The 12898-nt window shown below is 60.1% G+C and carries 10 protein-coding genes; 2 read left to right on the top strand and 8 right to left on the bottom strand.

Annotated features, from left to right (window positions below):
- Positions 1–9: 9 nt before the first annotated feature.
- The 4 genes from AEQ67_RS30310 to AEQ67_RS30295 form a co-directional block, all read right to left on the bottom strand.
- On the bottom strand, positions 10–984 hold the full coding sequence (locus tag AEQ67_RS30310) for a FecR domain-containing protein (protein WP_059407432.1): 975 nt from the start codon (positions 982–984) through the stop codon (positions 10–12).
- Positions 981–1499 (bottom strand): RNA polymerase sigma factor, encoded by a 519-nt coding sequence (locus AEQ67_RS30305; RefSeq protein WP_059407431.1) that lies wholly within the window; start codon positions 1497–1499, stop codon positions 981–983. The genes AEQ67_RS30310 and AEQ67_RS30305 overlap by 4 nt, the downstream gene beginning before the upstream one ends.
- A gap of 227 nt (positions 1500–1726) precedes the next feature.
- Positions 1727–2434, bottom strand: coding sequence for a 3'-5' exonuclease (locus AEQ67_RS30300; RefSeq protein WP_059407430.1), 708 nt, complete (start codon positions 2432–2434; stop codon positions 1727–1729).
- Positions 2431–4371 (bottom strand): putative nucleotidyltransferase substrate binding domain-containing protein, encoded by a 1941-nt coding sequence (locus AEQ67_RS30295; RefSeq protein ID WP_059407429.1) that lies wholly within the window; start codon positions 4369–4371, stop codon positions 2431–2433. The genes AEQ67_RS30300 and AEQ67_RS30295 overlap by 4 nt, the downstream gene beginning before the upstream one ends.
- Positions 4372–4625: 254 nt before the next feature.
- Here AEQ67_RS30295 and AEQ67_RS30290 point away from each other — a divergent pair, with 254 nt between their 5' ends.
- Positions 4626–5087: a response regulator gene (locus AEQ67_RS30290; protein ID WP_059407428.1), complete on the top strand. Its 462-nt coding sequence runs from the start codon at positions 4626–4628 to the stop codon at positions 5085–5087.
- A 194-nt stretch (positions 5088–5281) separates the two neighbouring features.
- Here the strand turns inward: AEQ67_RS30290 and AEQ67_RS30285 are convergent, their stop codons facing one another.
- A complete protein-coding gene (locus tag AEQ67_RS30285; RefSeq protein WP_059407427.1) occupies positions 5282–7471 on the bottom strand; it encodes a malate synthase G in 2190 nt (729 codons plus the stop codon).
- A gap of 562 nt (positions 7472–8033) precedes the next feature.
- On the opposite strand from AEQ67_RS30285, the gene AEQ67_RS30280 reads away from it, so the two are divergent.
- A complete protein-coding gene (locus tag AEQ67_RS30280; RefSeq protein WP_059407426.1) occupies positions 8034–8552 on the top strand; it encodes a glycine cleavage system protein R in 519 nt (172 codons plus the stop codon).
- Between the two features lie 215 nt (positions 8553–8767).
- On the opposite strand, the gene rarD is transcribed toward AEQ67_RS30280, so the two are convergent.
- The 3 genes from rarD to AEQ67_RS30265 all read right to left on the bottom strand — a co-directional run bounded on the left by rarD (position 8768) and on the right by AEQ67_RS30265 (position 12858).
- Positions 8768–9655, bottom strand: coding sequence for an EamA family transporter RarD (gene rarD, locus AEQ67_RS30275; protein ID WP_059407425.1), 888 nt, complete (start codon positions 9653–9655; stop codon positions 8768–8770).
- Positions 9656–9808: 153 nt separating this feature from the next.
- On the bottom strand, positions 9809–10783 hold the full coding sequence (locus tag AEQ67_RS30270; RefSeq protein ID WP_059407424.1) for a serine/threonine protein kinase: 975 nt from the start codon (positions 10781–10783) through the stop codon (positions 9809–9811).
- Between the two features lie 173 nt (positions 10784–10956).
- On the bottom strand, positions 10957–12858 hold the full coding sequence (locus AEQ67_RS30265; protein ID WP_059407423.1) for a PhoX family protein: 1902 nt from the start codon (positions 12856–12858) through the stop codon (positions 10957–10959).
- Positions 12859–12898 lie beyond the last annotated feature (40 nt).

Here is a 12898-nt window from a genome sequence, read left to right as displayed (position 1 = left end):
ACAGAAATATCAGGGCTTGGCTTCGGTCTTCGCCGCCACCGTCACCCACCACTGCGTATGCTGTTCAATCTGCACCGGCAGCGTCGGCAACAGCGCGCTCAGCGCCTTGTCGGTGTCATGCAGCGGGAAGCTGCCGGTGATTCGCAAGTCGGCAATCTCCGGTGCAACCCCCAAATGCCCGCGACGATAGCGACCGAGTTCATGCACCAGGTCTTCCAGCCGTGCGTTATCCACCACCAACATGCCGCGAGTCCAGGCATCGGCGCCGGGGTTAAGCGTGATGATCGGCCCGAGACCGTTGTTGCGCATCAACACTTGCTGGCCTTCGCGCAGAATCTGTTCCTCTGGGCTCGACTCGGGATGGGCGGCCACGGCGGATTGCAACACGCTCAGGCGCGTCCCTTCTTCTTCGCGCTTGACCAAGAACCGCGTGCCCAGTGCGCGCATGCTGCCTTCGCGGGTTTCGACGATAAAGGGACGGGCATCGCCATGGCCGGTTTCGACGAGGATTTCCCCTTCCTGAAGAATGATCAGCCGCTGCTTCTCATCGAAACGCACGTCCACCGCACTGTGGGTGTTCAGGTTGAGCAGCGTGCCGTCGCTCAGGCGCAGGGTGCGTTGCTCGCCGGTGGCGGTGCGCTGGTCGGCCAGCCAATAGTCGATTGGCAGGTAACGATCACCGGCGAACAGCCCCAGGCCGATCACCGCAACAATACTGGCCACGCCGCTGCCGAGTTTGCGCACTCGGCGGCGAATGCTTTCACGCGACTGCAACAACGCGGTGCGGGCCGGGCCGCTGGCGACGCTGAAACGCTGGTCGAGCATGCCCAACTGACGCCAGGCGCGGGCATGTTCTTCATGAGCGGCGTGCCATTTGGCGAACTCTTCGCGCTCCACCGGGTTGCCGGAATCCAGGGACAATTGCCAGGCAATCGCCGCATCCAGCACCTGCGCCGAAACCGGTTTGGAGCTGACCGGGTTCATACCGGCTCACCGTACAACGCGATGTAGCACTGACGAATGCCTTGCGCCAGGTACTGACGCACTCGCGGCACCGACACACCCAGGCGCTGGGCGATTTCCGCATGGCCGAGGCCGTCGAGACGGTTATACAGAAACGCCGCACGGGCCTTGCTCGAGAGCTTGCCGAGGAGGCAGTCGATGGCCTTGAGGTCTTCGAGGATCATTTGCTGTTCTTCCACCGACGGTTGCTCGCCGGCGGGGATCAGCATCAGTTCGGTGAGGTAGGCCTGTTCCAGCGCGGCGCGGCGGAAATAGTCGAACAGCAAGCCCTTGGCAATTGCCACCAGAAACGCCCGCGGTTCGCGAGGCTCCTTCAGTTCATCACGGCCCAGCAAGCGCACGAAAGTGTCCTGACTCAGGTCTTCGGCTCGTTGCGGACAGGCGACATTGCGTCGAAGCCAGGCCAATAGCCAACCGCGATGGTCGCGATATAACGCACCGACGAGCTCACTGTGGGGGCTTTGGACTGACGACACGCAGCATCACCGATTGGGAAGAGTTAACTAACGAGAATTGTTCGCGATTGTGTCAGAGGCGGGAGAGGTAAGCAATTGGCGCTGGTCGGGTAGGAAGTAAGAGGAAGACCCTGTAGGAGCGAGCTTGCTCGCGAAGGAATTGAGGGCGACGCGTTTATCCAGAATGCCCGCGTTATCGTTGACGTCCTTCGCGAGCAAGCTCGCTCCTACAGGGGGTTGCGTGAAACCTAGAAGGAATGCGTGTGCTGCCGCCGTTTCCACTGGTTCAACCGCTGTTGCAGATTCAACGGGCTATGAATCTGCTGTTGCCGCGCCCGGCTGAACAGAATCAGCGCCAGTTCGGCAGTGGCCAACGCGTCCGCACTGGCGTTGTGACGCTCGAAGACTTCCAGCTTGAACCAATCGATCCACTGATCCAGCCCCGCCTCGCGAATGTGTGCCTGCGGGCAAAGCAGCGGTGCGATATCCGCCACATCCAGGAACGGATGCTGCAACTTGTAGCCCAGATGATCTTTTAACGCGCGCCCGAGCATGTGCTGATCGAATGGCGCATGAAAGGCCAACACCGGGCTGTCCCCCAAAAATTCCATGAAGTCGAGCAGCGCCTGACCCGGATCGCTGCCGGCAGCAATCGCACTCGGGCCCAGGCCGTGGATCAATACGCTGGGGGCCAACTTCATGTCCGCGCATTGCAACGTGCGTTCGAACTGCTGGCTGAAGTCGATCGCTCCGTCCTCGATCACCACCGCACCGATGGACAGCACCTGATCCTTGTTCATGTTCAGCCCGGTGGTTTCCAGGTCGAGCACAACCCAGCGTTGCTCACGCAGGCTGCACTCGCCCAACTCGGCACCCGCCGGCAGGCGTTGCAGACGTTGTTGCAGTTCGCCGGACAACAGTGGGCCCGTGGGGCGCAGCCATGAAAACAGGCTCATAGCTGATACCGCAGGGCCAGGCTGCTTTGCAGGCGTTGAGCCTGGCGCAGGGACTCACGCAGGATCCGTCGATCAAGGTGGTTGAGGCTGTCGGGATCGACCCGGTTGGAGTAGGGCAAATTCTCCCGGGTCTGTAGCTGATGTTGCTGCATGCGGGTTTGCTGAATGAAGTGATACGCCTCTTCGTACGCCGCACCGTCCAGCCGTTCGATAACTTCTTTGTCCACCAATTGGCGAAAACGCTCCAGCGTATTGTTCGCCTCGATCCCATGGGCCAACGCCAGCAATCGGGCGCCGTCGACAAATGGGGTCAGGCCCTGGATTTTCAGATCGAGGGTGGCTTTTTCACCATTTTTGCGCGCCAGCACGAACTCACGGAAACGCCCTACGGGTGGACGGTTGCGCAGGGCGTTCTCGGCCATCATCCGCTGGAACAGCCGGTTGTCATTGACCTGATCGAGAATCCCTCGGCGCAGTTGCTCGCAACCTTGCTCGTCGCCCCAGACCACTCGCAAATCGAAATAGATGCTCGAACCCAGCAGGTTCTCCGGCGTCGCCTCGCGGATAAACGCCGCAAAACGCCGCGCCCATTCGGCCCGGGACAAACACAGCTCGGGGTTGCCGGCCATGATGTTGCCTTTGCACAGGGTAAAGCCGCAGAGCGCCAGGCTGTGGTTGATCTGTTGGGCGATGGGCAATAGCTTGCCGCGAATCTCTGCCGCGTGGGCCGCGTCCCGGGCTTCGAACAGAATGCCGTTGTCCTGATCGGTGTGCAGTGTCTGCTCGCGGCGGCCTTCGCTGCCGAAGCACAGCCAACTGAATGGGATACCGGGGTCGCCTTTCTCGGCGAGGGTCAGTTCGATCACCCGGCACACGGTGTGGTCGTTGAGCAGGGTGATGATGTGGGTGATCTGCGTCGATGACGCGCCGTGTGCCAGCATGCGCTCGACCAGTTGGCCGATCTCGCCGCGCAGTGCCACCAGGTTGTCCACGCGCTGGGCGCTGCGGATCGTCCGCGCCAGGTGCACCAGATCGACCCGTTGCAGGGAGAACAGGTCGCGTTCCGAAACCACGCCGCACAGGCGATGATCTTTCACCAGGCAAACGTGGGCGATATGCCGCTCTGTCATGGCAATCGCTGCATCGAAGGCGCTGTGGTCCGGCGACAGGAAAAACGGCGCCTGGGTCATGTGGCGCTCGATCGCTTCGTTGAAGTCGTTAGTACCGGCGGCCACCACATGGCGTAAGTCGCGCAGGGTGAAAATGCCCAGTGGGGCTTTATGCTCATCCACGACCACGATGCTGCCGACCTGTTGCTCATGCATCAAGGTCACAGCTTCACGCAGAGGTGTGGTCGGGCTGCACACCACCGGGTGGCGCATGGCCAATTCACCCAGACGGGTATTGAGCGAATACTGAGTGCCGAGGGTTTCCACGGCTTTTTGCTGGACTTGCTGGTTGACCTGATCCAGCAGGCTGCTGACGCCGCGTAGGGCAAAGTCACGAAACGCATTGGAAAGTGCGAACAGTTTGATGAACGCCAGCTTGTTCAGCTGTAGGCAAAAGGTGTCTTCGGCGGCCAGGTGTTCGGTGCGGGTCGCACGCTCACCCAGCAACGCGGCGAGGGGGAAACACTCGCCGGTGGTGATTTCGAAGGTAGTTTCAGTCCCGCCCTTGGCCGTGTGCGGGCGCTCACCCACGACCCGACCTTGTTTGACGATGTAGAAATGCTCAACCGGGCCATCGGCGGGTTTGATGATGCTCTCGTTGGGCGCATAAAAACGCAGCTGACATTGCTCAACCAGGTACGCCAGGTGCGCGTGTTCCATCTGATTGAAGGGCGGGAAGCGCTGAAGGAATTGCAAAGTGCCCTGGATGTTCTGCAACACCGCGGTTTTCCCTGCCTGTGTGAAGGCGTCCGCTTTACTCATAACCATTACCGCAGTCTTTTTTTGAATTGTTGTTGTCGGATGACTCGGCCATGGTCGGCCCCTGAGCGCAGGGTGCCCATTGGACGTAAGTCTAGGTAGGCATTGCGGGTGTCGGAAGTTAGGAAATGTCTGACGCAATTGTGGGAAAAACCTCCTACATTGGCTATAGGAAAACTTTCCGACGAAGTGCACATTGAAGGTCTACTTAGCGATGTCTGACGGATGAGCTAGGGAATAGAAATGAAAACGTAGAGTAAGCCATGTCCGACCACGATATTTTGAGTGACGCCGAGCGCGAGGCGCTGAGTGCCGTCATGCTGGAACCTGATCTGCCGCCGCAGCGGGTGCTGATCGTCGATGACGATAAAGACGCGCGCGAGCTGCTGTCAGAGATTCTTGCACTGGACGGGATTCGCTGCATAACGGCGGCCAGTGGCGAAACCGCACTCAAGATGCTGGTAGCAGAAGCGGAGATCAAAAAGCCCTCGATTGGCCTTTTGATCACTGATTTGCGGATGGGCAATGTAGATGGTCTGGACTTGATCCGTCAGATTCGTGAAACGGTACGCGCGGCGCTGCCGATCATCATTGTTTCGGGCGATGCTGACGTAAAAGACGCCATCGCTGCGATGCACCTGAGCGTCGTCGACTTCCTGCTCAAGCCTGTCGATACCGGCAAGCTGTTAACGCTGGTCAAGCATGAGTTGGGAATGAATTTGTAACGTTATCCCCCGTAGGAGCTGCCGAAGGCTGCGATCTTTTGATCTTGCTTTTAAAAAACAGAATCAAAAGATCGCAGCCTCGTTTCACTCGACAGCTCCTACAGGTCTCGTACTTTATTCAGGACGAGACAACAGAAACAAAAAAGCCCTGATCTCTCGATCAGGGCTTTTTTTTGTCCGGCATCAGCACTCAGTTACAGGCCATTGGCAGCCTTGAACTCGCGACGACGACGGTGCAGGACCGGCTCGGTATAACCGTTCGGCTGCTTGGTGCCTTCGACGACCAGTTCGACCGCCGCCTGGAAGGCGATGTTGCTGTCGAAGTTGGGTGCCAGCGGGCGGTACAGCGCGTCATTGGCGTTCTGGCGGTCAACCACCGGTGCCATGCGCTTGAGGCTTTCCATGACCTGATCTTCAGTGACGATGCCATGGCGCAACCAGTTGGCGATGTGCTGGCTGGAAATACGCAGCGTCGCACGGTCTTCCATCAGGCCGACGTCGTTGATGTCCGGCACTTTCGAGCAGCCCACGCCCTGGTCGATCCAGCGCACCACGTAACCGAGAATGCCCTGAGCGTTGTTGTCCAGTTCGTTCTTGATCTGTTCCGCGTTCCACTGCGGGTTCACTGCCAGCGGGATGGTCAGGATGTCGTCCACCGAAGCACGCGCACGTTTGGCCAGTTCGGCCTGACGGGCGAACACGTCAACTTTGTGGTAGTGCAGCGCGTGCAGCGCAGCGGCGGTTGGCGATGGAACCCAGGCCGTGTTGGCGCCGGCCAGCGGGTGAGCGATTTTCTGTTCGAGCATCGCCGCCATCAGGTCGGGCATGGCCCACATGCCTTTACCGATCTGCGCACGACCTTGCAGGCCGGTGCTCAAACCGATATCGACGTTCCAGTTCTCGTAGGCGCCGATCCACTTCTCGGCCTTCATGTCCGCCTTGCGCACCATCGGGCCGGCTTCCATGGAGGTATGGATTTCATCGCCCGTGCGGTCGAGGAAACCGGTGTTGATGAACACCACGCGCTCGCTGGCAGCCTTGATGCAGGCCTTGAGGTTGACCGTGGTACGGCGCTCCTCGTCCATGATCCCGACTTTCAGGGTGTTGCGCGGCAGGCCAAGGACTTCTTCGATGCGACCGAACAGCTCGTTGGTGAACGCCGCTTCTTCAGGGCCGTGCATCTTCGGCTTCACGATATAGACCGAGCCGGTGCGGCTGTTCTTGCGTGAGTTGTTGCCGTTGAGGCTGTGGATCGCCGCAAGGCTGGTCACCAGACCGTCGAGGATGCCTTCCGGTACTTCGTTGCCGTCTTTGTCGAGGATCGCGTCGATGGTCATCAGGTGACCCACGTTGCGCACGAACAACAACGAACGACCGTGCAGGCTCAATTCTTTGCCATCGACGCCGGTGTAGGTGCGGTCGGCGTTCATGGTGCGGGTAAAGGTCTGACCGCCTTTGGAGACTTCTTCCGACAGATCGCCCTTCATCAGGCCGAGCCAGTTGCGGTAGATCACCACTTTGTCGTCGGCATCGACGGCGGCGACGGAGTCTTCGCAGTCCATGATGGTGGTCAGCGCGGCTTCCATCAGGATGTCTTTGACGCCGGCAGCGTCGGTCTGGCCGACCGGAGTGCTGGCGTCGACCTGGATTTCGAAGTGCAGGCCGTTGTTTTTCAGCAGGATCGCGGTCGGTGCCGCTGCGTCGCCGTGGAAACCGATCAACTGGGCGTCGTTGCGCAGGCCGGTGTTGCTGCCGCCTTTAAGGGCGACCACCAGTTTGCCGCCAACGATCTTGTAGCCGGTGGAATCGACGTGAGTACCGGCCGCCAATGGCGCCGCTTCGTCGAGGAAGGCGCGAGCGAAGGCAATAACCTTATCGCCGCGAACCTTGTTGTAGCCTTTGCCTTTTTCCGCGCCGTCGGCTTCGCTGATGGCGTCGGTGCCGTAGAGCGCGTCATACAGCGAACCCCAACGGGCGTTCGAGGCGTTGAGCGCGAAGCGCGCGTTCATTACCGGAACCACGAGTTGTGGACCGGCCATGCGGGCGATTTCGTCGTCGACGTTTTGCGTCGTTGCCTGGAAATCGGCCGCTTCTGGCAGCAGATAACCGATGTCTTGCAGGAAGGCTTTGTAGGCCACGGCGTCGTGCACCTGGGCTGACCCAAGAGCTTGGCGGGATTGGTGCCAGCCATCGATACGAGCCTGGAAATCATCGCGATTGGCGAGTAGGGCTTTGTTCTTCGGTGCCAGGTCATGAATGACCTTGTCGGCATCGGCCCAGAACTTATCGGCGGTGAGGGCGGGACCGGGGATGGCTTCGTTGTTCACGAAGGCGAACAGGACTTTGGCGACCTGCAGGCCACCGACTTGAACGTGTTCAGTCATTGCTTGCCTCACTCTGCTCAGCTATTTCGCTTTTCAGCTCTTCAATTTAACAATGAAGCCTCTGGCATTTAAACCACAAACCCTGCGACCAGTGCATGCCATTTCTGACGGCTGGGTTGGGACCAATCAACGGCTTGGAGGCCTTGCTGACGGGGCTTTCAGGGATGCGACTGCGCCTGTAGGCAGACATCGATCCAACGTTATGTAGTGCGCGCTGCGGCATACTACATGATGAATTGCGCTTGTGAAAATTAGACTAATTACGTCGTTCTGCGACCCCATGACGCATTGCAGTCACGTCGGGGATCGGGATGTTCTCAAAAAACCATTGGATTGTTCCAGTTAAATATAAAAAGTTGTACACGATTTGCTTTTCGCAGGATGAGTGGCGGTGGTCCCCTTCGCGGGCAAGCCTCGCTCCTACAGGTCTTTGTCGTTCCCACGATCACGGTTTACCCGCAACCCTGTAGGAGCGAGGCTTGCCCGCGAAAGCGCCAGGCCTGCCAGCACAGAAACATCCCTTGCCTATACTTCTCTTTCAATAACAAAAGAGGGCTGCGCCATGGACCACCTCGTACTCACTGTTTTCGCTCCAGACAAGCCTGGGCAGGTCGAGCGCATCGCCCAGTGTATTGCCGAGCACGGCGGCAACTGGCTGGAGAGCCGCATGTCACGCATGGCCGGGCAGTTCGCCGGCATTCTTCGGGTGGGCGTGCCGGCCGAAGCCTACGATGAATTGGTCGATGCCCTACAGAAACTGTCGGTCCATGGCATTCGCGTATTGATCGCCGAAAGCGGCATCGAGCAATCCTGCACCTGGAAACCGATTGCGATGGAATTGGTCGGCAATGACCGCCCAGGCATCGTCCGCGACATCACCCGATTGCTGAGCGAGCAGGGGGTGAACCTGGAACGGCTGGTGACCGAAGTACGTCCGGCGCCGATGAGCAGCGAGCCTTTGTTCCACGCCGAAGCGATTCTCGCCGTGCCGCTGACGCTGTCTTTGGACGTGCTGCAATCGAGGCTGGAAACCCTGGCGGACGATCTGATGGTGGAATTGGTGCTGCGCAGCGAGCCCTGACAGGGTTATCCAAGTTATACGTGCACCTGCCTGTGGATAACCTGTAGAGACAGCCCGCCAGGCCACGTCGGCCGGGGCTCTTCAGGATCTGATCAAAAAACCAGCAGTTTCAACAAGTTGCGCACAAACGGCGGGGATCACGCTGTGGATAACCTTGGGAAGGATCGATGCAGGCCACGGGAGACGTGACCTGCAGAGGTTTGTTCGTTTTTTGATCAGCTACGGCGACGCAGACTCATCCAGGCGTCAATGCTGTAAACCGCCAGACCTGCCCAGATAAAGATGAATGCCACCAGTGTGCTGGACGACAAGTGTTCGCCAAACAGCAGAACGGCTTGCAGCAACACCAGCGTCGGCGCCAGGTACTGGAGAAATCCAAGCGTGGTGTAGGGCAAGTGCCGTGCAGCGGCGTTGAAACACACCAGCGGCACCAGCGTCACCGGCCCGGCGGCCACCAGCCACCAGGCTTCGGACGTGGTCCAGAACTCAGGCTGAGCGCTGGTGGCCGTCTGATTGAATAGCAACCAGGCAAGCGCAATCGGCACCAGCATCCAGGTTTCTACCACCAGACCGGGCAGGGCTTTGACCGGCGCCTGTTTGCGGATCAATCCGTAGAAGCCGAACGTCAGCGCCAGCACCAGCGACACCCACGGCAGGCTGCCGACTTGCCAAACCTGTTGCGCGACGCCGACTGCCGCCAGCCCCACCGCCAGCCATTGCATGCGTCGCAGCCTTTCGCCGAGGATCAGCATGCCCAGCAGCACGTTCACCAGCGGGTTGATGTAGTAGCCGAGGCTGGCTTCGAGCATGCGCCCGTTGTTCACCGACCAGACGTAAGTCAGCCAGTTGGCCGCGATCAGCGTGCCGCTCAGGGCCAGGATCGCAAATCGGTTCGGATTGTCACGCAGTTCGCGCCACCAGCCCGGATGCTTCCAGACCATCAGCAGCAAGGCGCCGAAAAGCGCGGACCAGAGCACTCGATGGATGATGATCTCCACGGCGGGCACGCTGGCGATGGCTTTGAAGTAGAGCGGGAAAAGTCCCCAGATGATGTAGGCACTCAGGCCCAGGATGTACCCGCGACGCGGGTTGGCAGCTTGCATGCAGAATCCTTGCTTAGGCAGCTAACAAAGAGGGGATTGTATCGATGTGTCACATTTTTTGTAGGAGCTGGCTTGCCAGCGAAAAACGATGACGCGGTGCATCAGGCAATACCGCGTCATCGTTGTTCGCCGGCAAGCCGGCTCCTACAGGGGTTAGAACAGTTTCAGCGGTTCTTCGTTGAGTGCGGATAATTGCTCACGCAACGCCAACACCTGATCGCCCCAATACCGCTCCGTGCCGAACCACGGAAAACTGCGGGGGAACGCCGGGTCGTCCCAGCGACGGGCGAGCCAGGCGCTGTAGTGCATCAGGCGCAAGGCGCGCAGTGGCTCGATCAGTGCCAATTCACGCGGGTCGAAGTCGTGAAACTCGTTGTAGCCATCCATCAATTCCGACAACTGACCCAGACATTCCTGACGATCGCCCGCCAGCATCATCCAGATGTCCTGCACGGCAGGCCCCATGCGGCAGTCGTCGAGGTCGACGATGTGGAACATCTCGTCGCGGCACATCATGTTGCCCGGGTGGCAATCACCGTGCATGCGGATGTTCTGGTGCGGCGTGGCCTTGTAGACCTCTTCCACACGCTTGAGCAGGTCGCGGGCCACGGACTCGTAGGCCGGTAGCAGGCTCTTGGGTACGAAATTGCCTTCGAGCAATGTGTTCAGCGAGTCCTGGCCGAAGTTCTTCACGCCCAACGCTTCACGGTGTTCGAACGGTTTTGTCGCGCCGACGGCGTGCAGGCGCCCCAGCAACTGGCCGAGGCGATACAGCTGATCGAGATTGCCCGGCTCTGGCGCACGGCCGCCACGGCGGGGGAACAGGGTGAAGCGGAAACCGTTGTGTTCGTGCAGGCTGGCGCCGTTGTGGATCATCGGCGCGACGACCGGTACGTCGCATTCGGCGAGTTCGAAGGTGAATTGGTGCTCTTCGAGAATCGCTTCGTTGGTCCAGCGCTGCGGACGATAGAACTTGGCGATCAGCGGCTCGGAGTCTTCGATGCCGACTTGATAGACACGGTTCTCGTAGCTGTTGAGCGCCAGAATGCGCGCGTCGCTGAGAAAGCCGATGCTTTCGACGGCATCGAGCACGAGGTCTGGGGTGAGGGTTGCAAACGGGTGGGCCATGCTGACTCCTGCGCGCAGCAGGCTGCCGCGTCCGGCCAAGCATGGTAGCGCAGACGGGCGCAGATAGGTGGTGACTGTGCGGACGCCTTCGCGGGCAAGCCTCGCTCCTACAGGGTTCGCGTTAATTTCGCGCATGACGTGTAGGAGCGAGGCTTGCCCGCGAAGAGGCCCGATCAGGCGCCGACGACCCCGCCATCTTCGCGCGAGATGGCCATCACCGAAGACCGCGGCTTGCCATTCGGCAGGTGCTCAGGGAACGTCGACCCGCCGTTCTCCCCCGGATGCTGAATCCCGACAAACAAGGTCTTCTGATCCGGCGAGAAGCTGATCCCCGTCACCTCACACCCCACCGGCCCGACCATGAAGCGGCGGATCTCGCCGGTTACCGGGTCGGCGCAGAGCATCTGATTGTTGCCCATGCCGGCAAAATCACCGGCGTTGCTCGAGTCGCCATCGGTCAGAATCCACAGCCGCCCGGCCTTGTCGAAACCCAGGCCATCCGGGCTGTTGAACATGTTTTGCGGGGTGATGTTCGACGAACCACCCTTCGGTGTACCGGCATGCACGCCGGGGTTGCCGGCGACCACGAACAAATCCCAGGCAAAGGTTTTCGAACCGTGATCGTCGCGGTCGGTGCGCCAGCGCAGGATCTGCCCGTAAACGTTCTTCTCACGCGGGTTTGGCCCGCCCACCGGTTGACCGTCTTCGCCGCGTTTGGCGTTGTTGGTCAGGGTGCAATAGACCTGGCCATCCTTGGGGCTGACGACGATCCATTCCGGACGGTCCATGCGCGTGGCTTTCACCACGCTGGCGGCGAGGCGCGCGTGAATCAGCACTTCGGCCTGGTCAGCAAAACCGCTGCTGGCGTCGATGCCGTTTTTGCCGTGGGTCAGTTCGATCCACTCGCCCTGGCCTTTCGGGTGATCGGCATTGCTGTCGCCCGCGTCGAAGCGCGCCACGTACAAGGTGCCGTGGTCCAGCAGGTCGTGGTTGGCCTTGGGGTTTTTGTGGTTGATCTTGTCGCGGCTGACGAATTTGTAGATGAACTCGCCGCGTTCGTCGTCGCCCATGTACACCACGGCGTGACCGTCGCTGGTTTCGGCAAGGGCCGCGTTTTCGTGTTTGAAACGGCCCAGTGCGGTGCGCTTGACCGGCGTCGATTGCGGATCGAACGGGTCGATCTCCACGACCCAGCCGTGGCGGTTGAGCTCGTTGGGGTTTTTCGCCAGGTCGAAACGCTCGTCGTGTTGATGCCAGTTGATCTCTTTACTGGTCGCCACCGCGCCGTAGCGTTTCTGCGCGGCGTCGAACTTCTGCTCGGCATTGCTGCTGCCGAAGCAGTCGGTGAAGTTCTCTTCGCAGGTCAGGTAGGTGCCCCACGGCGTCTTGCCGTTGGCGCAATTCTGGAAGGTGCCGAGGACATTCTTGCCGTGCGGGTCGGCGCTGGTTTTCACCAGTTCGTGCCCGGCGGCCGGGCCGCTCAGGCTGATCGGCGCGTTGCCGTGAATGCGCCGGTTGTAGCGCGAGCCCTGGACGAATTGCCATTGGCCGTTCTTGCGCTGTACTTCGATCACCGACACGCCTTCGCAGGCCAGCGCCTTGTGCACTTCATCTGCCGATTGCGGCATACCGCCGTGCGGGTAGAGGTAGCGATAGTTGGTGTATTCGTTGTTGATCGCCATCAGCGCCCGATCTTTTTCACCGGGAAATTCGAACAGGCTCATGCCGTCGTTGTTGTCGCCGAACTGGACTTCCTGTTGCTGGGCCGTGCCGTTGCCGCTCGGGTCGAACGCCGGGCCGTTCTTGTGCAGCGGCTGGCCCCAGCTGATCAACACCGAGGACTTGTAGCCCGGTGGCAGGCTGATGGCGTCGCTGGTGGCGGCGGCAATGCTGTCAAAACCCAACAGCTTGCTGGAGCCGGCACTGACACTGGCGGCCAGCACGCTGCGGCTCAGCAGGTTGCCGCCCATAAACATTGCCGCACCGCACAGGGCCCCGGCGCTGATGAAGCCACGACGGCTGAGGCCGACCATTTTCTCGAGGTCGGTGGATTGGTTGTCTTCTAATAGGCTCACATCAGGCTCCCTGCTGGTTTTTGCAGTCACCTTAATGAGC

The organism is Pseudomonas sp. RIT-PI-q (assembly GCF_001297125.1).
In the GTDB taxonomy this organism is placed as follows: domain Bacteria; phylum Pseudomonadota; class Gammaproteobacteria; order Pseudomonadales; family Pseudomonadaceae; genus Aquipseudomonas.
This window is presented reverse-complemented; position numbering and strand designations above follow the sequence as displayed.

What these genes read in the sequence shown, in the direction of transcription:
- AEQ67_RS30310 (WP_059407432.1), bottom strand. Translation starts at nt 984, where the DNA reads ATGAACCCGGTCAGCTCCAAACCGGTTTCGGCGCAGGTGCTGGATGCG.
- AEQ67_RS30300 (WP_059407430.1), bottom strand. Translation starts at nt 2,434, where the DNA reads ATGAGCCTGTTTTCATGGCTGCGCCCCACGGGCCCACTGTTGTCCGGC.
- AEQ67_RS30295 (WP_059407429.1), bottom strand. Translation starts at nt 4,371, where the DNA reads ATGGTTATGAGTAAAGCGGACGCCTTCACACAGGCAGGGAAAACCGCG.
- AEQ67_RS30290 (WP_059407428.1), top strand. Translation starts at nt 4,626, where the DNA reads ATGTCCGACCACGATATTTTGAGTGACGCCGAGCGCGAGGCGCTGAGT.
- AEQ67_RS30285 (WP_059407427.1), bottom strand. Translation starts at nt 7,471, where the DNA reads ATGACTGAACACGTTCAAGTCGGTGGCCTGCAGGTCGCCAAAGTCCTG.
- AEQ67_RS30280 (WP_059407426.1), top strand. Translation starts at nt 8,034, where the DNA reads ATGGACCACCTCGTACTCACTGTTTTCGCTCCAGACAAGCCTGGGCAG.
- rarD (WP_059407425.1), bottom strand. Translation starts at nt 9,655, where the DNA reads ATGCAAGCTGCCAACCCGCGTCGCGGGTACATCCTGGGCCTGAGTGCC.
- AEQ67_RS30270 (WP_059407424.1), bottom strand. Translation starts at nt 10,783, where the DNA reads ATGGCCCACCCGTTTGCAACCCTCACCCCAGACCTCGTGCTCGATGCC.